This window comes from Kocuria sp. LUK (assembly GCF_021012935.1).
Classification (GTDB): Bacteria; Actinomycetota; Actinomycetes; order Actinomycetales; family Micrococcaceae; genus Kocuria; species Kocuria flava.
Map to the genome: position 1 here is coordinate 312619 of NZ_JAJMZI010000005.1, position 17856 is coordinate 330474.

General features: G+C 75.8%; 17 protein-coding genes and 1 tRNA gene. 9 read left to right on the top strand and 9 right to left on the bottom strand.

What is annotated here, in order from left to right:
- Nucleotides 1-219: 219 nt before the first annotated feature.
- The 3 genes from LQU92_RS11380 (at nucleotide 220) to LQU92_RS11390 (ending at nucleotide 3267) form a co-directional block, all read left to right on the top strand.
- Complete coding sequence (locus LQU92_RS11380; RefSeq protein WP_230780805.1) at nucleotides 220-1185, top strand: ABC transporter ATP-binding protein; 966 nt, start codon at nucleotides 220-222, stop codon at nucleotides 1183-1185.
- Nucleotides 1182-1943, top strand: coding sequence for an ABC transporter permease (locus LQU92_RS11385; protein WP_101851962.1), 762 nt, complete (start codon nucleotides 1182-1184; stop codon nucleotides 1941-1943). Before LQU92_RS11380 ends, LQU92_RS11385 begins: the two co-directional genes overlap by 4 nt.
- Nucleotides 1944-2007: 64 nt before the next feature.
- Nucleotides 2008-3267, top strand: a complete 1260-nt coding sequence (locus LQU92_RS11390; RefSeq protein ID WP_101851961.1) for a DNA recombination protein RmuC — start codon at nucleotides 2008-2010, stop codon at nucleotides 3265-3267.
- 21 nt (nucleotides 3268-3288) lie between these two features.
- Here LQU92_RS11390 and LQU92_RS11395 read toward each other — a convergent pair whose 3' ends face one another.
- Together LQU92_RS11395 and LQU92_RS11400 are read right to left on the bottom strand one after the other, a co-directional pair.
- Nucleotides 3289-4371, bottom strand: a complete 1083-nt coding sequence (locus LQU92_RS11395) for a 4-hydroxy-3-methylbut-2-enyl diphosphate reductase (RefSeq protein ID WP_101853088.1) — start codon at nucleotides 4369-4371, stop codon at nucleotides 3289-3291.
- A gap of 10 nt (nucleotides 4372-4381) precedes the next feature.
- Nucleotides 4382-5308 carry a hypothetical protein gene (locus tag LQU92_RS11400; protein ID WP_230780807.1) on the bottom strand — a complete coding sequence of 309 codons (927 nt, stop codon included), beginning with the start codon at nucleotides 5306-5308 and terminating at the stop codon, nucleotides 4382-4384.
- An 80-nt stretch (nucleotides 5309-5388) separates the two neighbouring features.
- Between LQU92_RS11400 and xseA the strand changes: the two genes are divergently transcribed.
- Entirely contained in the window at nucleotides 5389-6690 is a 1302-nt protein-coding gene (xseA, locus tag LQU92_RS11405; RefSeq protein WP_230780809.1) for an exodeoxyribonuclease VII large subunit, read from the top strand.
- Nucleotides 6691-6755: 65 nt separating this feature from the next.
- Complete coding sequence (locus LQU92_RS11410) at nucleotides 6756-7025, top strand: exodeoxyribonuclease VII small subunit (protein ID WP_230780811.1); 270 nt, start codon at nucleotides 6756-6758, stop codon at nucleotides 7023-7025.
- 14 nt (nucleotides 7026-7039) lie between these two features.
- Here the strand turns inward: LQU92_RS11410 and LQU92_RS11415 are convergent, their stop codons facing one another.
- From LQU92_RS11415 to LQU92_RS11430, 4 genes are all read right to left on the bottom strand, one after another.
- Entirely contained in the window at nucleotides 7040-7909 is an 870-nt protein-coding gene (locus LQU92_RS11415; protein WP_230780814.1) for a PPK2 family polyphosphate kinase, read from the bottom strand.
- A 44-nt stretch (nucleotides 7910-7953) separates the two neighbouring features.
- Entirely contained in the window at nucleotides 7954-9171 is a 1218-nt protein-coding gene (locus LQU92_RS11420; RefSeq protein WP_058859295.1) for a pyridoxal phosphate-dependent aminotransferase, read from the bottom strand.
- 64 nt (nucleotides 9172-9235) lie between these two features.
- A complete protein-coding gene (locus LQU92_RS11425; protein WP_230780816.1) occupies nucleotides 9236-10357 on the bottom strand; it encodes a glycine betaine ABC transporter substrate-binding protein in 1122 nt (373 codons plus the stop codon).
- Entirely contained in the window at nucleotides 10354-10881 is a 528-nt protein-coding gene (locus LQU92_RS11430) for an NUDIX hydrolase (RefSeq protein ID WP_308071628.1), read from the bottom strand. Before LQU92_RS11430 ends, LQU92_RS11425 begins: the two co-directional genes overlap by 4 nt.
- A 260-nt stretch (nucleotides 10882-11141) precedes the next feature.
- On the opposite strand from LQU92_RS11430, the gene LQU92_RS11435 reads away from it, so the two are divergent.
- A complete protein-coding gene (locus LQU92_RS11435) occupies nucleotides 11142-12182 on the top strand; it encodes a magnesium and cobalt transport protein CorA (protein ID WP_230780818.1) in 1041 nt (346 codons plus the stop codon).
- A 7-nt stretch (nucleotides 12183-12189) separates the two neighbouring features.
- On the opposite strand, the gene LQU92_RS11440 is transcribed toward LQU92_RS11435, so the two are convergent.
- Nucleotides 12190-12894 (bottom strand): DedA family protein, encoded by a 705-nt coding sequence (locus LQU92_RS11440; RefSeq protein WP_058859956.1) that lies wholly within the window; start codon nucleotides 12892-12894, stop codon nucleotides 12190-12192.
- A gap of 133 nt (nucleotides 12895-13027) precedes the next feature.
- Between LQU92_RS11440 and LQU92_RS11445 the strand changes: the two genes are divergently transcribed.
- Both LQU92_RS11445 and LQU92_RS11450 read left to right on the top strand, forming a co-directional pair.
- The gene (locus LQU92_RS11445) at nucleotides 13028-14059 is read left to right on the top strand and encodes a mechanosensitive ion channel family protein (protein ID WP_101851954.1); all 1032 of its coding nucleotides are present in this window, start codon (nucleotides 13028-13030) and stop codon (nucleotides 14057-14059) included.
- Nucleotides 14056-14376, top strand: coding sequence for an antibiotic biosynthesis monooxygenase (locus LQU92_RS11450; protein WP_101851953.1), 321 nt, complete (start codon nucleotides 14056-14058; stop codon nucleotides 14374-14376). Before LQU92_RS11445 ends, LQU92_RS11450 begins: the two co-directional genes overlap by 4 nt.
- A 10-nt stretch (nucleotides 14377-14386) precedes the next feature.
- On the opposite strand, the gene LQU92_RS11455 is transcribed toward LQU92_RS11450, so the two are convergent.
- A complete protein-coding gene (locus LQU92_RS11455) occupies nucleotides 14387-15322 on the bottom strand; it encodes a LysR family transcriptional regulator substrate-binding protein (RefSeq protein ID WP_230780820.1) in 936 nt (311 codons plus the stop codon).
- A gap of 145 nt (nucleotides 15323-15467) precedes the next feature.
- Between LQU92_RS11455 and LQU92_RS11460 the strand changes: the two genes are divergently transcribed.
- Nucleotides 15468-15540 (top strand) — tRNA-Ala (locus LQU92_RS11460).
- 105 nt (nucleotides 15541-15645) lie between these two features.
- Here the strand turns inward: LQU92_RS11460 and LQU92_RS11465 are convergent.
- On the bottom strand, nucleotides 15646-17646 hold the full coding sequence (locus LQU92_RS11465; RefSeq protein WP_230780822.1) for a CYTH and CHAD domain-containing protein: 2001 nt from the start codon (nucleotides 17644-17646) through the stop codon (nucleotides 15646-15648).
- Nucleotides 17647-17856: the final 210 nt, after the last annotated feature.

The window sequence follows — 17856 nt, forward strand, 5'->3', positions numbered from 1 at the left end:
AACAGTGCTCTGCGCACAGCTTCCCCGGGAACGGCGTCGCCCGCCCGCGACGGGCCCGGGCCGCGCCCGGCTCCCCGCGGACAGCGGTGCCTGCCGGCGACGGGCCCGGACCCCCGGGAACAGCGCCGCCCGACGGCGGCCGGGCCCCGGACCGGGATGCTGGGCGTGTCGCGGCCCGCGCGGCGTGCGGGACGGCCCGTCGTGGCGCAGAGTCGTCCCATGAGCTCCTCCCCCGGCACCCGCCCGACCGCGAGTCCCGCCGAGGCCCCGGCCGTCGAGGTCGCCGGCGCCCGGAAGGGCTTCGGGCGCGGCGGGCAGCGGGTGCGGGCCGTGGACGGCGTGGACCTGCGCGTGGGGCGCGGCGAGGTCGTCGCGCTGCTCGGGCCCAACGGCGCCGGCAAGACCACCCTGCTCGACATGGTGCTCGGCTTCACGGACCCCGACGAGGGAACCGTGCGGACCCTCGGCGCCGCACCGCGCCAGAGCGTGCGGGCGGGGCGGATCGGCGCGGTCCTGCAGACGGGCGGGCTGCTCGACGACCTGTCCGTGCGGGAGACCGTGGCCATGGTCGCGACCCTGCACCGGGACCCCCTGCCCGTGGACGAGGCCCTGGAGCGGGCCGGGGCCGCCGGGTTCGCACGGCGGAAGGTCTCCCGGTGCTCGGGCGGGCAGCAGCAGCGGCTGCGCTTCGCCCTGGCCCTGCTGCCCGAGCCGGACCTGCTGGTCCTCGACGAGCCCACCGCGGGCATGGACGTGCGCGCCCGGCGCGAGTTCTGGGCCGCGATGCACGCCGAGGCGGAGCGCGGCCGGACGGTCGTGTTCGCGACCCACTACCTCGACGAGGCCGAGGAGTTCGCCGTGCGCACCGTGGTGCTCAAGGACGGGCGCGTCGTGGCCGACGCCGCCACCGCCGAGGTCCGGGCGCTGGCCGGCACCCGCGTGGTCAGCTTCCGCTGGACGGGTCCCCGGCCCGTCGTCGTCCCCGGGGCGAGCCCACTGGACCCGGCCGGCGGGCGGGTGCGGCTCACCGGCCCCGACACGGACGCCATCGCCCGCCACCTGCTCGCGACCCCGCACGCCCGCGAGCTCGAGATCGCCCACGCCGGTCTCGAGGAGGCCTTCCTGGGCCTCACCGCCGACCGACCGCACCCGCAGAGCGACCGACCCGAGCAAGGAGCACCGTGAGCCTCGCCTACGCCGCCCACGACCTGCGCCGCAACGTGCGCATGGTCTCCAGCACGTTCTTCGTCGTGGTGCTGCCCGCCGTGCTGTACGTGATGTTCACGGCGCTGGGGGACTTCTCCGACCTGCCGGTGGGCCACGGCAACGCCGGCGGGTACAACATGATCTCCATGGCCGTCTACGGGGCCGTGACCGCGACGACCTCGATCGCCGGCGCCGCCGCCGTGGAACAGGCCCGGGGGTGGGGCCGGCAGCTCGGGCTCACCCCCGCGCCGCGGCACGGGTACGTGGTGGCCAAGGTGGCCGTGGCCCTGGCCATGGCGGTCCTTCCGGTGCTCGCGGTCTACGCCGTGGGGGCCCTGACCGGCGCCGAGCTGGGCGGCTGGCGCTGGCCCGCGACCGGGGCGATCGTCGTGGCGGGGTCCTCGGTGTTCGCCCTCTACGGCCTGGCGGCCGGGCTGCTGTTCCGCTCCGAGTCCGCGGTCAGCGCCGCCTCCGGGCTGCTGGTGGTGCTCAGCTTCTTCGGCAACCTCTTCGTCCCGCTCTCCGGTCTCATGCTCGAGATCGCCCGCTTCACCCCGCTCTACGGGCTGGCCGGGCTGGCCCGGTACCCGCTCGTGGAGGGCGACGTCGTGGCCACGAGCGGTCCGCCGGTGGAGTCCGACCCCCTGTGGGCGCTGGTGCTGAACACCGGGGTGTGGACCGCGGTGTTCGCCGCCGTGGTGCTGCTGGCCCTGCGCCGCACCACGGCGCGCCGCTGAGGCCGCACTCCCCGCGCGGTGCCGCTGCCGTGCGGTGTCCGGCGGGCGTGCCACACTGCTGGGCATGACCGTCAGCCTCGCCGTCGTCCTCGTCCTGCTCGCCCTGCTGGTGGGGGCCCTCCTGGGCACCGTCGTGGCGCGGACCCGCGCCGCGCGGGACGCGCGGGCGGGCGAGCAGGAGCGGGCCGGGCTGCAGGCCGAGCTCGCCGCCGTCCAGGACCGGCTCGTGGACCTGGCCGCCGAGCGCGCCGCCGCCGTCGAGGCCCGCGCCCAGCTCGAGGACCGGCTGCGGGACGCCGACGCCCGCTCCGTGCAGGACAACAACGTGCTGCGGGCCCTCGCGCCGGTCGCCCACCAGCTGCGCTCGGTCGAGGAGCACGTGGCGGCGCTCGAGCGGGACCGCGCCGAGCAGTACGGGGGCATCGCCCAGGCCCTGGCCCACACCCGCGAGGTGGGCGACCACCTCCGCACCGCGACCACGTCGCTGTCCTCGGCGCTGCGCTCCGGCTCGGCCCGGGGCACGTGGGGCGAGGTGCAGCTGCGCCGCGTGGTCGAGGCCGCCGGCATGACCGCCCACGTCGACTTCCGGGAGCAGGTCGCCTCCACGGGCACCACCGCGGACGGCGAGCGCAGCGCGATCCGCCCGGACATGGTCGTGCACCTGCCGGGGGGCCGCGACATCGTCCTGGACGCCAAGGCGCCCCTGGCCGCCTACCTGCGCGCCCAGGACGCCGGGGACGACGCCGGACGCCGGGCGCAGCTCACCGCCCACGCCAAGGCCGTTCGCGGGCACGTGGACGCGCTGGCCTCGAAGAAGTACTGGGAGGCGCGGGAGTCCTCCCCCGAGCTCGTGCTGTGCTTCCTGCCCGCCGAGTCGGCGCTGTCCGCGGCCCTGGACGCGGACCCGACCCTGCTGGACCACGCCGCGGGCCGCAACGTGGCGCTCGTCTCGCCGGTCTCGCTGCTGGCCTCGCTCAAGGCCGTCGCGTTCACGTGGCGCCAGCACGGGCTGGCGGAGAACGCCAAGGAGCTCTTCGACCTCTCCCGGCAGCTCTACGAACGGCTGGGCACGGTCGGCAAGCACCTCGACGACATGGGCCGGTCGCTGCAGAAGTCGGTCGAGACCTACAACCGGCTGGCCGGTTCCGTGGAGACCCGGGTGTTCCCCACGGCCCGGCGGATCAACGACCTCGACCCCACGCTGGCCGAGGACGACCGGCTGAGCACGTCCCCGCTCGTGGTCGCGCCGCGGCCGCTCACGGCCCCGGAGTTCACCGGGGCGGTGCAGCCGCCGGAGCAGCTCGACGAGCGCGCGGCGGGCTGAGCGGACGAGTGCGCCCGCGGCTCAGCGGGTGGGGCGCGCCCCGCGGCCGCCGAGCCGGTGGGAGGTGTCCCCGGCCGCGGTGAGCCGGGCGCGCAGCTCCTTGGGCAGGGAGAACAGGACGTCCTCCTCGGCGGTGACGACCTCCTCGACCTCGCCGTAGCCGTACTCGGCGAGCAGGCGCAGCACGTCCTGGACGAGGACCTCCGGCACGGAGGCCCCGGAGGTCACGCCCACCGTGGCGACGCCCTCGAACCAGGCCTCGTCCACCTGGTTGGCGAAGTCCACGCGCTCGGCGCGGCGGGCGCCGTACTCGAGGGCGACCTCCTTCAGCCGCACGGAGTTCGAGGAGTTCGCCGAGCCGACCACGATCACGAGGTCGGCGTCCGGGGCGATCCTCTTGATCGCGGTCTGGCGGTTGGAGGTCGCGTAGCAGATGTCGTCGCTGGGCGGGTCCTGCAGGGAGGGGAAGCGCTCGCGCAGCCGCTGGACGGTCTCCAGGGTCTCGTCGACGCTCAGCGTCGTCTGGGACAGCCACACGACCCGCTCCGGGTCCCGGACCACGACCCGGTCGACCTCGTCGGGGCTGTTGACGACCTGGATGTGCTCGGGGGCCTCCCCCGCGGTGCCCTCGACCTCCTCGTGGCCGTCGTGGCCGATGAGCAGGATGTCGTAGTCGTTGCGCGCGAAGCGCACGGCCTCGCGGTGGACCTTGGTGACCAGCGGGCAGGTGGCGTCGATGGTGCGCAGCTCGCGCTCCTTCGCGGACTCCACGACGGCCGGGGAGACGCCGTGGGCCGAGAAGATCAGCAGCGACCCCTCGGGGACCTCGTCCGTCTCGTCGACGAACACGGCGCCCTGCTCCTCCAGGGAGGAGACGACGAACTTGTTGTGCACGATCTCCTTGCGCACGTAGACGGGCGCCCCGTAGTGCTCCAGCGCCTTCTCCACCGCGATCACGGCGCGGTCCACCCCGGCGCAGTAGCCGCGGGGGGACGCGAGCAGCACCTTCCGCGGGCCGGCCACGGGCGCGGCGGCGGCCACCTCCTCCGGCGAGCGCCGCCGGCGGGGGACGGTGGGCATGGCGAGGTCAACGGTCGTGGGCATGGGGCCCATGCTACGCGGTGGTCCGCCTCCGGCGCCGTGACACGGACGACACCACGACCGCCCCGGCCACGCCCACGGCGCCCGTGATCCCGGCGGCCCAGGCGGCCGCAGCCATCCGCTCGGCGAGCGAGTGGGTGAGCAGCTCGAGGACGCGGTCGGAGACCAGCCACACCAGCGGGTCCGCGCCCAGCGGGCCCGAGATCCGGCGCACCGCCTCCTGCGCGGCGGCCCAGACCAGCCCCAGCCCGGCGAGGGAGCCCAGGCCCAGCACCCCGAGCACGGCGAAGCGGTGCCGGGCGACCAGCAGGGCGAGCATCCCGAGGACCACGGCGGCCGCCGTCAGCGGCACGGCCAGGTCGGTCAGGCGGGTGCCCGTCTCGATCATCCGGCCGGTCCCGGACCCGGGCACCGTCAGCCGGCCCTCGCGCTCGGCCAGCCCCAGGTCCCGCCCGAGGGCGTCCTGCAGGGCGGCGTCGGCGGCCCGCAGCAGCGGCTGGACGTCCAGGACCAGGTCCTTCGGCGGCGTCCCCCCGTCCTGCGGCACGTTCGCCGCGTGCGTGCGCACGAGCGCGTCGCGCCAGGCCTGCTGGTAGGCCGGCTGGGCGGAGAGTCCCGCGGCCGCGTCGCCGGCCTTCCGTGCGGTGTCGGCCACGATCCGGTCCAGGAAGCCGATGCCCGAGCTGCGCTCCCCCAGCACGGTCCCGACCGCCCGCCGCACCGCCGCGCGGGCGAGGTCCTCCTGGAACGCCGCGTCCTCGGCGAGCACCCCGGCGGTGCGCGTGAAGCCCTCCTGCGACACGACCGTGTCCTCGGCCCAGTGCAGGGGCACGAGGACCGCGACCAGACCGGCCGCGGCGAGGGCGAGCACCGTGCCGAGGCCGGTGCGCAGGACGGTGGTGGCCCGTCGTCGGGCACGGGGGGAGGCGGGGGAGGTCACCGCACCACTGTACGCAGGGGCGCCGCGGCCCCGGTGGACGCGGGCGGTGCCGCGTCGGCCACGGGTGGTAAGCATGGACCATGACCTTCGCCCAGCCGCAGCAGGAGCCCCCCGGGGGACGGGAGCGGGAGCTGCCCGCCCGCGCCGACCGCACGACGCCGGAGAACCCGTGGCCGCTGCGGCTGCTCTCGGAGAACCTGCACGCCTACATCGCCCGGTGCGCCCCGACCTGGGTCGAGGGCCAGATCATCGAGCTCAACCGCCGGGCGCGGGTCACCTACGTGACCCTGCGCGACGTCGAGGACGAGATCTCGGTGCCGGTGACCCTCTTCGCCGCGGAGACCGCCCACCTCGACCGCCCCCTCGAGAAGGGCATGCGGGTCGTGGCCCAGCTCAAGCCCGACTTCTGGACGAAGACCGGCCGGCTGTCGATGCTCGGACGCGGGATCCGCCCCGTGGGCCTGGGGGACCTGCTCGAGCGGCTGGAGCGGCTGCGCCGCGCGCTGGGCGAGGAGGGGCTCTTCGACCCCGCGCGCAAGAAGCCCCTGCCGCTGCTGCCCCGGCGGATCGGGCTCGTGACGGGGCGCAACTCGGACGCCGAGAAGGACGTCGTGCGCAACGCGACGCTGCGCTGGCCCGCCGTGCGCTTCGAGATCCGCGAGGTCGCCGTGCAGGGCGCGGGCGCGGTCCGGGCGGTGACCCGGGCCCTGCAGGAGCTCGACGCCCACCCGGAGGTCGACGTCGTGGTGATCGCCCGCGGCGGCGGGTCCTTCGAGGACCTGCTGGCCTTCAGCGACGAGTCGCTCGTGCGCGCCGTGGCCGCCGCCCGCACCCCCGTGGTCAGCGCCATCGGGCACGAGAACGACCAGCCGCTGCTGGACTGGGTGGCCGACCTGCGGGCCTCCACCCCCACCGACGCCGGCAAGCGCATCGTCCCCGACGTCGTCGAGGAGCGCGCCGGGGTCGCCCGCGCCCGCGCCTCCCTCGACCGGGCCGTGCGCTCCTTCCTGGACCGGGAGGCCTCCGGACTCGCGGCCGTGCGCTCCCGTCCGGCCCTGGCCCAGCCCGAGAGCATGCTGCTGCTGCGCGAGGAGGACGTCGACCGGCTGCGCACCCGGGCGCTGGCCGCCGTCGACGCCCGCACCCTGCGCGAGCGCGACGCCGTGCGCCACCTGCGCGCCCGGGTGCGCGCCCTGTCCCCGCAGGAGACGCTCCAGCGCGGCTACGCGGTGGTCGTCGACGGCACGGGCTCCGTGGTCGCCGACGCCGCCGCGGTGCGGCCCGGGGACGCCCTGGGCGTGCGCCTGGCCGCCGGCGAGCTGGGCGTGCGCGCCGAGACGGTCTCCGCCCGGCGCCCGGGCGAGCGCCCCGGTCCTGCGTGAGCCCGCCCGGCTCCCCGCCCCCGAGCTCCACCGTTCCCCGTCCCACCGCACGAGAGGCCGCACCCATGGCGAGCACCGACCACCCCGCAGCACCCGACCTGACCGACATCGAGACCATGGGCTACGAGCAGGCCCGGGAGGAGCTGGTCCAGGTCGTCACCCGGCTCGAGGCCGGCGGCACGTCCCTCGAGGAGTCCCTGGCCCTGTGGGAGCGCGGGGAGGCCCTGGCCGCCCGGTGCGAGCAGTGGCTCGACGGCGCCCGGGAGCGGCTCGAGGCCGCCCGTGCCCGCCGCGCCGAGGCCGGGGAGGACCTGGAGGCCGGCGAGCAGGGCTGAGCACCGGCGGGCGCTCAGCCGCGCTCGAGCGCCCGCCGCATCCGCGCCACGTCGTAGTCGGGGGCGGGCCAGTCGAGGCCGAGGCCGTCCAGCGCGGTGATCAGCAGGTCCTGGACCACCGCCCGGGCGTACCACTTCCGGTCCGTGGGCACCACGTACCAGGGGGCGTGGTCGGCGTCGGTCGCCGCGATCGCGCGCTCGTATGCGGCCTGGTAGTCGTCCCACCGCTGCCGGGCCTCGAGGTCGGAGGGGTCGAACTTCCACTGCTTCGTGCGGTCCGCCAGCCGGGCCAGGAGGTTCTCGCGCTGCTCCGCGAGGCCGAGGTGCAGGAAGACCTTGACCACGATCGTGCCGTCCTCGGCCAGCTCCTGCTCGAACTCGCGGATCTCGGCGTAGCGGCGCTCGAGCTGCCGGCCCCCCAGCGCCCCGTGCACCACGGGCACGAGCACGTCCTCGTAGTGGGAGCGGTCGAAGGCCCCGATCACGCCCGGGCGCGGCAGCTGCCGCCGGACCCGCACGAGGAAGTGCTGGGCGGCCTCCTCGGGGGTGGGCCGCCCGAAGCCGTGGGTGTGCACGCCGTGCGGGCTCAGCCCGCCCAGCACGTGCTGGAGGATCCCGCCCTTGCCGGAGGTGTCCATCCCCTGGAGCACGAGCAGCACCCGGTGCCGGGCTCCGGCCGTCGCGTTGGCGTAGATCAGCCGCTGCAGCCGGGTCAGCTCCGGCTCGCGGCCCGCGCGCAGGGCCGTGCCCAGCTTCTTGCCCCCGGCGAAGCCCGGGGTCGCGGAGGTGTCCACCGCCGCGAGGGAGAGTCCGGGGCGGGCGCGCAGCAGCGTGCGGATGTCCTGCGCGAAGCCGGGGGCGGGGCGGGTGCCGTGCTCGCTCATGCGGGCCTCCTGGGCGGGACCGGCCGCGCGGGCCGGCCGGTCGGTCACTGGCGGTAGCTGGAGAGGAACTCCTCGATCCGGTCCAGGGCCGTGCCCAGCACCTCGACCGAGGGCAGGGTCACCAGCCGGAAGTGGTCCGGGTCCGGCCAGTTGAAGGCCCGGCCGTGGGTGACGAGGATCTTCTGCTCCTTGAGCAGGTCCAGGGCGAACTTCTCGTCGTCGACGATCCCGAACTTCTCGACGTCGAGCTTGGGGAAGAGGTAGAGCGCGCCGTCGGCCTGCTCGCACGTGATGCCGTCGATCTCGTTGAGCCGCCGGTGGGCGAGGTCGCGCTGGGCCTTGAGTCGCCCGCCGGGCAGGATGAGGTCGTTGATCGTCTGGTACCCGCCCAGTGCCGTCTGGATGGCGTGCTGGGCGGGGACGTTGGCGCACATGCGCATGTTGGCGAGCAGCTTGACGCCCTCGATGAAGCTCTCGGCCTTCCAGTTCGGGCCCGTGATGGCCAGCCACCCGGAGCGGTAGCCGGCGACCCGGTAGGCCTTGGACAGCCCCGAGAAGGTCAGGCACAGCACGTCCTCGCCCGTGAGGGTGGCCGTGTTGATCATCTGCGCGCCGTCGTAGGTGATCTTCTCGTAGATCTCGTCGGAGAACAGCAGCAGCTCGTGCTCCTTGGCGAGGTCCACGATCGACTGCAGCACCTCCCGCGAGTAGACCGCGCCCGTGGGGTTGTTCGGGTTGATGATCACGATGCCCCGGGTCTGCGGGGTGATCTTCGCCGCGAGGTCCTCGAGGTCGGGGTTCCAGCCGTTGTCCTCGTCGCACCGGTAGTGCACCGGGGTGCCGCCGGACAGGGCCACGGAGGCCGTCCACAGCGGGTAGTCCGGGGAGGGCACCAGGATCTCGTCGCCGGGGTTGCACAGCGCCTGCAGGGACATCGTGATCATCTCGGAGACGCCGTTGCCCAGGTAGACGTCGTCGGTGTCGAGGTTCATGATCCCGCGCGTCTGGTAGTACTGCACCACCGCGGTGCGCGCCGAGTAGATGCCCCGGGAGTCCGAGTAGCCCTGCGCGTCGGGCAGGTTCTTGATCATGTCCACGAGGATCGCGTCCGGCGCCTCGAAGCCGAAGGGGGCAGGGTTGCCGATGTTGAGCTTGAGAATCCGGTGGCCCTCCGCCTCCATGCGCTCCGCCTGCTCCAGGACGGGCCCGCGGATGTCGTAGAGGACGTTCTTCAGCTTCTCGGACTGCTTGACCACTGCCATGCGCTCCACCCTACTCCCAGGTCGCCCGGCACCCCGGAGGCGCCCGGGTGTCCTGAGGGCGGGCTCAGTCCCGCTCCTCGCGCAGCCAGTACTGCGCCGTCTCCTCCGGGGTGTAGGGGTCCTGCGCCGTGGTCATCCGGGTCATCAGCACGAGGTCCTCGGTGTCCACCGCCGCCGAGACCTCGTCGACCACCCGCACGGCCTCGTCGGGCAGGTCACGGGCCGCCACGGGCACGACCTGCTGCGGAACGAAGACGTCCAGCGGGTCCCCGAGCACCACGAGCGCGTTGTCCTCGATCTCCGGGGAGGCCGTGAACAGGGCGGCGGCCCCGACCTCGTCGGCCAGCAGGGCCCCGACCAGCTCCTCCGTCGACCCGTGGGGGACCACCCGCTCGGGGGTGCACCCGTAGGCGTCCTCGAGGCCCTCGCGGCCCTCCGGCCGGGCGACGAAGGCGCGGTCCGTGCCGAGCACCAGCTGCGCGCACTCGGGGGCGAGGTCCTCGAGGTCGGAGAGCTCGAGCTCGACCGCGGTGGGCCGGGTGACGACCACCGCCACCCGGTTCTCCGCCGGTGCGGGCGCGAGCACCCGCAGGTGCTCGGGCAGGACCTCGCGCACGCCGGCGAGCACGTCGTCGTCGTCGGCCCGGGCGTCCCCGAGGCCCAGCAGCTCGGAGAGGTCCGCGGCCAGCCCGCCCTCCGGCGCCGGGTCGGTGGGGGCGGCCGAGGGCGTGGCGCCCGGGGCCGCCGTGGGGGTGGCCCCGGGCACGGGGACCTGCTGCGAGCGCAGGCGCAGGTACAGGTGCCCGGAGTAGTCGGCCGCGAGACGGACCTCTCCGCGCTCGAGGGCCGCGAGGTGGCCCGCCGGGTCCTCGCCCGTGTCCTCGACGGACGCCTCGAAGCCCGCCGCCCGCAGGCGCTCGGCGTAGACGTGGGCCAGGACCGCGGTCTGGTCCGTGGGCCCGGTCGCGATCCGGATGGGCGCGGCCGCGGTGCCCGACGGCGAGGGCTGCGGCTCCTGCGGCGCCGGAGCCGTGCACCCCGCGAGGAGGACGAGCGCGGCGAGCGCGGCAGCACCCCGCGCCCCCCGGGAGGGGCGCGTCCCGGGGGGCGCGGCGCGGCGGGCCCAGGACCGGCGGGTCCCGGAACGGTCGGCGCGGCCCCGGGGGGAGGCGGCCCAGCGGGTCATCGGCCCTCCCCCGCCGGGCCGGTGCTCGCCGGGCCGGTGCTCGCCGGGCCGGTGCTCGCCGGGCCGGTGCTTCCCGGATCCTCCGCGATCAGGCCGGCCATCGCCAGGGCCACGGGCACCAGGCCGACGAGGGGCAGCCCGGCGACCTCGGGCAGCGGCACCCACCGCGCCTCGTCGGAGGAGCCGCCGACCTCGTGGGTCAGCGACCCGGCCACGACGTGGGCCCGGTAGACGACGCGCAGCGCGTGGAACGGCCGGGCCAGCCCGTCCAGCCGCTCCCCGGCCACCATGTGCCGGCTGTGCACGCCCAGCAGCTCGTCGAGCTCCACCGTGTAGCCGGTCTCCTCCCGGACCTCGCGCACCGCGGCCTCGGCGGGCTGCTCGCCGATCTCCATCCCGCCGCCGGGCAGGCTCCACCCTCCGGGGACGCCGGGGCGGCGGGGGTTCCAGTGGCTCAGCAGCACCGCCCCGTCCCGGACGACCACCGCGTAGGCACCGACCCGGGTGTCCATGGAAAGACTCATGGGCTCCATTCTAGGAACGCCCCCGCCCGCTTCCCGTGCCACCGGCGCGCCGTCCGCGCCGCGCACCGCCCCGGACGTCCCGCGCACGCGGCCCGACGCCGCCTTGCCGCGCCCGGGGCACGGCGACGAGGGTGGGACGGCGGGGAGACCGCCGCTCCCCGCGGAGGGCCCGGGACCGGTGCGCCGGGCCCGGGCCCTCGCTCCTCCCGCCCCGACCGGTCACGGCCGCCGGCGGGGCGCCGCGGGGTGACAATGGCGGGGTGAGCATCGTCGACAACGTCGTCTACCGGGGCGGTCAGCGCCTCGCCGAGCCGCAGGACCTCGCGCAGACCTTCGCGCTGCTCGACCGGCTGCGCGCCGAGGACCCCTCGTGCGGGCAGCCCGGCGAGCGCTGCGTGCTGGCGTGGATCGGGCTGCACCGGCCCACCGAGGCCGAGCTGGGGGCGGTCGCCGAGCACTTCGGGCTGCACGAGCTCGTCGTCGAGGACATCCGGCAGGCCGGTCAGCGCCCCAAGCTGGACCGCTACGGCGAGGTCCTGTTCACGGTGCTGCGCCCTGCCGTCTACCTCGACGCGACCGAGACCGTGGACTTCGGGGAGATCCACGTGGTGACCGGCCCCGACTTCGTCCTCACCGTCCGCCACTCCGAGCACGCCCACGTCGGCCGGGTCCGGGCGCGCGTGGAGTCCCAGCCGCGGCTGCTGAGCAGGGGCTCCGAGGCGGTGCTGCACGCGGTGCTCGACCAGACGGTCGACGACTACTACCCCGTGGTCGAGGGCGTCGAGAACGACGTGGACGAGATCTCCGACGCCCTCGTCGAGGCCACCGGCGACGGCTTCGTCTCCCAGCGCATCTACCAGCTCACCCGGGAGGTCAGCGCCTTCCACCGCGCCGTGGCCCCGCTGGAGATGGAGCTGCAGCAGTTCCTCGAGGAGCTGGGGCAGGCGGGCTCCGACGTCGAGCTGCGGCACAGTCTGCGGGACGTGCTGGACCACGTGATCTTCGTCAACAACAAGATCGAGTCCTTCCAGGCCTCGCTCACCAACGCCCTCATGCTCGACTCCGCGCTGCTGGCGGCCCGGCAGAACGAGGCGGCGATCGAGCAGAACGAGCAGATGAAGCGGATCTCCTCCTGGGCGGCGATCCTCTTCGCCCCGTCCGTGATCGGCTCCGTCTACGGGATGAACTTCCACCGGATGCCCGAGCTCGCCTGGGCCTGGGGCTACCCCATGGCCCTGGGGCTGATGCTGGTCACCGGCGTGGCGCTCTACATCGTGTTCAAGCTCAAGAAGTGGCTGTGAGGCCGGGTCAGGACTCCCCGCGCTCGCGGCGGGCCGCGTCGGAGAGCCCCCGGCGGTTGCGCAGCACCCGCTTGAGCACCCACCACACGAGGAGCGCGGCGACGACCACCACGACGACGCGGGAGAAGATCCCGGCGTACTGCTCGGCGACGTGCCAGTTCTCCCCGAGGTAGAACCCGGCGAGCACGAAGACCGTGTTCCACAGCAGCGAGCCCGCGGTGCTCAGCAGCACGAACACGAGGAACGGCATCCGCTCCACGCCGGCGGGGATCGAGATCAGCGAGCGGAAGATCGGCACCATGCGCCCGAAGAAGACGGTCGCCCGGCCGTGGCGCTCGAACCAGGCCTCGGTGCGGTCGAGGTCGTGGAGGTCGACCAGGGGCATCCGGTCCACGATCACGCGCAGCCGGCGGCGGCCCAGCGCCGCCCCGAGCCAGTACAGCGCCGCGGCCCCGACCACCGAGCCCAGGGTCGTCCAGAAGATCGCGGCGAACAGGGAGAAGTCGCCGCGGCTCGCGGTGAATCCGGCCAGGGGCAGGATCACCTCGGAGGGCAGCGGCGGGAAGAGGTTCTCCAGCGCGACCAGCAGCCCGGCGCCGGGGGCGCCGATCGCCTCCATGACGCTCACGGCCCAGTCGGCGACGCCGCCGAGGCCCTCGGCCGCGGGGTCCGCGGCGGTCTCGACGACGGGCAGCAGGGTGCTCGGGTTCATGGGGTCCTCGGGGTCGGGGGCGGGCGGCGGGCACGGGAGGCCGCCGCCCATTGTGCCGCACGCTCCCGGGCGTGTCCTGGGAGGCCCCGCCGGGACGCGGCCCCCGCCCCGTCCGCGGCGCTACGCTTCCCCCATGCTCTCCCCCGTTCCGTCGTCCCTGCCCGCCCCCGCCCTGCCGTCCTCCCCGCTGGCCGCCGCCGTCGACCCGCTGTGGGAGTTCTGGCTCGACAAGCCCCTGCGGATCCTCGTGGTCCTGCTGGGCGCGGTCCTGCTCAGCGCGGTGGTGCGCCTGCTGATCCGCCGGGTCACCGGCGGGATCGCCCGGGGCACCCGCTCCCGGATCGTGCGCCGGCTCGAGAGCGGCAGGCCGCGCTGGGTCGAGGACGCCGGGCTCGCCGGGGCCCGGCAGGCCCAGCGCGCCCACACCATCGGCTCCGTGCTCTCCTCGGTGTCCACCGTGGTGATCTGGGCCGTGGCCCTGCTCATGGTCGTCTCCGAGCTCGACTACGACATCGGGCCCGTGCTCGCCTCGGCCGGCATCGCCGGCGTGGCGCTGAGCTTCGGGGCACAGTCCCTCGTGAAGGACTACCTGTCGGGGATCTTCATGGTGGCGGAGGACCAGCTGGGCATCGGCGACGTCGTCGACCTCGGGGAGGCCACCGGCACGGTGGAGTCCGTGGGCCTGCGCGTGACCCAGGTCCGCGGGGTGGACGGCACGCTGTGGCACGTGCGCAACGGCGAGATCCTGCGCGTCGGCAACCAGTCCCAGGGCTGGGCCCGCTGCGTGCTCGACCTGCCCGTGCCCTACGACACCGACGTGGAGCTGCTGAGCGAGCTGATCGTGCACGAGGCCGCGCTGCTGCGCGACGACCCGAAGGTCGGCGAGTACGTCACCGAGGACCCCGAGGTGTGGGGCGTGGAGGCCGTGACCGGCGAGTCCCTGACGGTGCGCGTGGCCGTGCGCACCGTGCCGCTCAAGCAGTGGGACGTGGCCCGCGCCCTGCGCCTGCGGCTGAAGAAGATGCTCGACCGCGAGGGCCTGCACATCCCCCTGGTCAACCAGACCGTGCTGCGCCAGGACGGGGCCGGCCCGGCCGGTCCGCCCGAGACGGGGCAGCTGCGCCCGGTGCGCCGGGACGGCGGTGTGCCAGGATCGGGCGCATGAGCATCGTGAAGATCAACGCCATCACCGTCCCCGCCGACTCCGGCGACGAGCTGGGCCGGCGCTTCGCCGCCCGCGGCGACTCGATGGCCGGGGTGCCCGGCTTCGAGGGCTTCGAGCTGCTGCGCCCCTCCGACGGCCGCACCCAGTGGCTCGTGCTGACCCGCTGGGCCGACGAGGAGTCGTTCGCCGCGTGGACCTCCTCGCAGCACTTCGCCCGCTCCCACGGGGGCGGGTCCGCGGAGGGGGACGGCGGGCGTCCGCGCCCGGTGGGCACCGCCTCGGAGCTGTGGTCCTACACGGTGGCCCTGAGCCGGTAGCCGCCCGGGCTCAGCGCCGGCCCGAGCCGCGGCCCTGACCGCTCCGCCGGCCCCGGCCGCCCCCCGGCCGCGGGCCGCGCCCGGTCCCGCGTCCCGCGCCCCGGCCGTCCTTGGCGCCACCGCTCCTCCCCCGGGCCGACGACGCCGCCGCCCGCCCCCGCTCCGCGCCGCTGTCACGGGCGGGGTCGGTGCGGGCGCCGCGGGAGCTGTTGCGCCCGCGGCCGCGGACCACGCCCACGAAGTCCTGCACGAGCTCCTCGCGCTCGTCGGGGAGGTCCTGGGGCCAGACCAGCGCCACGGTCACCGTCGCCGCGTCCGGGACGACGCGGTGCTCCAGGTCCTTGCGGTGGTGCAGGCGGGCCACCGACATCGGGACCACGACCAGCCCGAGCCCGGCCGCGACGAGCTCGATGACGTCCCGGACCCGCTCGACCGCGGGCAGGGGCGGGTCGGCGGCCCCGGCCGGGCGCAGCCGCTGGCGCTCGGGCAGCGACGCGGGGTCCTGCAGCAGCACCTCGCCGACCAGCTCGGTGACGGGCACCTCGTCGAGCAGGGTCAGCTCGTGCTCGCGCGGCAGCACGACGACCTGCTGCTCGGCGTAGAGCTCCACCGCCCGGTGCTCGCGGCGCAGCGCGGCGAGGTCGTCGACGCCCGGGCGCGGATGGGCCGGCAGCCGGACGAAGCAGGCGTGGGCGCGGCCGGAGGCCAGCTCCGCCGCCCAGTCCTCGGTCTCCAGCGGGAGCTCCTCGAGGGTCCGCCCGGGGTTGCGGTCGCGCCAGCGGAAGAACCACTTGCCGGGCATCACCCCCGGCACGAAGGCGACCGCGAGGTCCGCGGGCGCCGGGGCGCCGCTCGCACCGTCCTCGCCGGCGGGGGCGTTCTCGGGCGGGGTGTCCCCGGTGGGGGTCTCGTCGGCGGGCCGTCCCGGCCCGGGCACTGCGGTCATGGCCGCCAATCTACCGACTGCCCGGCCACCGCGCGGTCCGCGGGTGCCCGGGCCCGCGCCGCCCACGCCGCCGGGGCCCGCGGCGCGCCCGGGACCCGGGATGCGAAAAGGCGGGCGGATGTATAAGATGAACGACGTTGCTTCCGGGGCTATAGCTCAGTTGGTAGAGCGTTTCGTTCGCAATGAAAAGGTCAGGGGTTCGATTCCCCTTAGCTCCACGCACAGCACGACGGCCCCCGTCCGGCACCTCGCCGGGCGGGGGCCGTCGTCCGTCCCGGGGCGTTCCGGCGGCGCGCCGGCCCGGGTCCGGGCCGGCTCCTGCCTCAGCCGAGGTCCTCCTCCAGCTGGGCCAGCAGCACCTCGAGCAGCTCCCGGCCGCCGTCGGCCCCGGTGCGCAGGCGGACCAGCTCGGCGCCGTGCAGCAGCCCGACCGCGTAGCGGTCCTGCCGCGCCGTGCGCAGCGAGCGGGCGGTGCGGGCCAGCCACTGCTCGAGGACCACGGCGTCCATGATCCGCCCCAGTGCGTCCTGGTACTCGTGGGCGTCCGCGGCGGCGCGGCGGACGGCCTTGTGCGGCCGGACCCCGGCGTCGCGCAGGGCAGCCTCGACGTAGCGGACGCGCTTGACCGCCTTGCGCACCGAGTGCAGGTGTCCCAGGTGCCACCGCAGCTCCGCATCCGCGCCGGCGTCCGTGCCCGAGGCCGGCCCGGCGCCGGAGGGCCGGCCGCCGTCCTGCGCCGCGCCCGGCGCTCCGGCCGCCGTCCCGGGGTCCGCTCCGGCGTCCTGCGCCGCGCCCGGCGCTCCTGCCGCCTCCTCCTCGAGCGCCCGGCGGGCGACCCGCTCGACCCGGTGCAGGGAGCGCACCAGCATCCGGTCGGCAGCGTCCCGCGCCGGCAGCGCCCGCGCTGCGTCCGTGACGGGCGGGGCGGCCGCGAACGCCTGGACGTCGGCCAGCAGCTGCAGGTGCTCCCGGCCGCCGAGCCGGCGGCGGACCCCCGCGGTCGCCTTCTCCGCCTGCTCCTGGGCGGTGCGCCGCAGGGACGCGACCCCTGCGGCGGGCACGCCTCCGCCGAGCTCCGCCGCCCGGGCGGGCAGCAGCTCCGCCGTCACCTCGGCGTCCCGGGCCGCCGAGAGCGCGCGGGCCAGCTCGCGCAGCCGCAGGGCGAGCTCATCCCCGGCCGTGCCCTCCAGCAGCGGCGCCGCCGCCCGCAGGACGCTGCGCAGGGACCGGGACCCGATCCGCATCTGGTGCACGGCGTCGGGCACGGCCAGACGGGCCTTGAAGTCCCAGAGCACGAGGCGCTCGGCCAGCTCGCCCAGGAGCGTGCGCAGCAGCTCCTCCCCCGTCCCGGGACCCGCCCCGTTCGCCGGGGCGCTCCCGGCGTCCGCCGCCCCGGTCATGACGCGCTCCGCGCCGGGCTTGTCCTTCCCCCCGGCCTGGGTGCTGCTGTGCTTCGCGCCGCTGTCCGTGCCGTCACCCGTCGTGCCGCTGCTCTCCGGACGGATGCTCCTCTTCTTCCCGCCCCTGCTCTTCTCGCCCTTCTCGCCCCTGCCCTTGTCCTTGCCCTTGTCCTTGCCCTTGTCCTTCTTGTCCTTCGTGCCCTTGCCCTCCGTGCCGCTGCCCTGCTGCGGCCGGCCGCCCCCGTCGGCGGCGGCCGCGGCGACGGCAGCACCGTCGTCGTCGACCGCCGTCCCCTCCTCCGGGTCCTCGGCCCCGAGGGCGCGGGCGATCTTCGCCCGGGAGGCCGAGGGCCTCCCACCCGCGGCGCGCAGCACCGCCTCCACCGCGGCGAAGACCTCCTCCTGCCGCTGCTCGGGGAGGGTGCCGTCCAGGAGCTCGACCTCCCACTCCGCCCAGGTGCGCACGGTGCCGGTGCGCTCGTCGACGGCCTCGACGTCGTCCGCGGCGACCTCCGCGAGGTCGGTTCCCTCGGGACCGCGCAGCACGAGGACGCGGCGCACGGTGCGCAGCGTCGCGATCGGGACCAGCGGGCGCCCGCCCGTCAGCCCGGCCAGCAGCCCGCGCACGGCCGCCGGCATCCGCTCCGGCGAGCGCAGGAGGGGCACCTGCAGCTCGTGGCGGCCCGAGGGCTCGTGGTGCTTGACGTGCCAGCCGTCGTCGGCGCCGCCGCGCCGGCGCCGCAGGGCGACCAGGCGGCGGCCCAGGGCCATGTCCTCGGTGTCGTAGTAGACCGCCTCCATGCGGTGCTCGACCGGTTCCGCGGCGACGCCCAGTCCCTCCAGCAGGCCCCAGTCGACCCGGGTCCCGGCGCCCTCGGGCAGCTCATACTTGCGCTCGATCTCGCGGTGGGTCGTTGCGGTCATGTCCTGCCTCCTGCGTCGCGGCCGGGAGGGCGGGCCGCCCGCCGGGTCTGCCGCGATGATACCGGGGGCGCCCGGACCCGCAGCACGGCCCGGGCCCGGGCACCCGGTGCCGACGCACGGCACCTCCCGACCCGCCGCACGGCCTCGACCCGCCGCTCTCCCACGACGCACCGCGGGACCCGGACACGGCAGCGCCCCCACCCGGTGGGG

Coding starts and splice junctions, on each gene's coding strand:
- LQU92_RS11380 (WP_230780805.1), top strand. CDS start 220: ATGAGCTCCTCCCCCGGCACCCGCCCGACCGCGAGTCCCGCCGAGGCC.
- LQU92_RS11390 (WP_101851961.1), top strand. CDS start 2,008: ATGACCGTCAGCCTCGCCGTCGTCCTCGTCCTGCTCGCCCTGCTGGTG.
- LQU92_RS11395 (WP_101853088.1), bottom strand. CDS start 4,371: ATGCCCACGACCGTTGACCTCGCCATGCCCACCGTCCCCCGCCGGCGG.
- xseA (WP_230780809.1), top strand. CDS start 5,389: ATGACCTTCGCCCAGCCGCAGCAGGAGCCCCCCGGGGGACGGGAGCGG.
- LQU92_RS11410 (WP_230780811.1), top strand. CDS start 6,756: ATGGCGAGCACCGACCACCCCGCAGCACCCGACCTGACCGACATCGAG.
- LQU92_RS11415 (WP_230780814.1), bottom strand. CDS start 7,909: ATGAGCGAGCACGGCACCCGCCCCGCCCCCGGCTTCGCGCAGGACATC.
- LQU92_RS11420 (WP_058859295.1), bottom strand. CDS start 9,171: ATGGCAGTGGTCAAGCAGTCCGAGAAGCTGAAGAACGTCCTCTACGAC.
- LQU92_RS11425 (WP_230780816.1), bottom strand. CDS start 10,357: ATGACCCGCTGGGCCGCCTCCCCCCGGGGCCGCGCCGACCGTTCCGGG.
- LQU92_RS11430 (WP_308071628.1), bottom strand. CDS start 10,881: ATGAGTCTTTCCATGGACACCCGGGTCGGTGCCTACGCGGTGGTCGTC.
- LQU92_RS11440 (WP_058859956.1), bottom strand. CDS start 12,894: ATGAACCCGAGCACCCTGCTGCCCGTCGTCGAGACCGCCGCGGACCCC.
- LQU92_RS11445 (WP_101851954.1), top strand. CDS start 13,028: ATGCTCTCCCCCGTTCCGTCGTCCCTGCCCGCCCCCGCCCTGCCGTCC.
- LQU92_RS11450 (WP_101851953.1), top strand. CDS start 14,056: ATGAGCATCGTGAAGATCAACGCCATCACCGTCCCCGCCGACTCCGGC.
- LQU92_RS11455 (WP_230780820.1), bottom strand. CDS start 15,322: ATGACCGCAGTGCCCGGGCCGGGACGGCCCGCCGACGAGACCCCCACC.
- LQU92_RS11465 (WP_230780822.1), bottom strand. CDS start 17,646: ATGACCGCAACGACCCACCGCGAGATCGAGCGCAAGTATGAGCTGCCC.